A 479-nucleotide genomic window follows, 5' to 3' on the forward strand; every position below is an offset into this window, starting at 1 on the left:
GTAGCCAGACCGTCGAAGTCGGCACCCGGCGTGAAGCTGTAGGAGCCGTCGGCATTGAACGTCAGGCTGCCATTGCCAGTGCCGACATCCGTCGCCAGGTCGTAACCGGCGATCGTCCCATCGACATCGGTCGCTGCCGGAACCTGCCCGCTGAGAACGCTGTTCTCGCCGGTAGTCTGGATATCGGCGACGGCCACCGGGGCGTCGTTGGTACCGGTGACGGTAATGGTGACCGTCTTCGGTGCACTGACGCCGCCATCGTTATCGGTGGCGGTGTAGCTGAAGGTGACGTCGCGACTCTCGCCGGCGGCCAGACCATCGAAGTCAGTGCCGGGGGCGAAGCTGTAGGAGCCGTCGGCGTTGAACGTCAGGCTGCCTTTGCCCTGACCTACGCCGGTGTCGAGCGCGTAGCTGGCGATGGTGCCATCGACGTCACTTGCTGCTGGAACTTGCCCACTGAGAACGCTGTTCTCTTCCGT

The 479-nt window shown here is 63.9% G+C and carries 1 protein-coding gene; it reads right to left on the minus strand.

Annotation, left to right across the window (positions count from 1 at the left end; all coding sequences use genetic code 11):
- Positions 1-479 (minus strand): Ig-like domain-containing protein (locus BTW07_RS19355; RefSeq protein WP_167369318.1); only part of this gene is annotated, 479 nt, incomplete at both ends.

This window comes from Salinicola socius, from assembly GCF_001937195.1.
Taxonomy (GTDB): Bacteria; Pseudomonadota; Gammaproteobacteria; order Pseudomonadales; family Halomonadaceae; genus Salinicola; species Salinicola socius.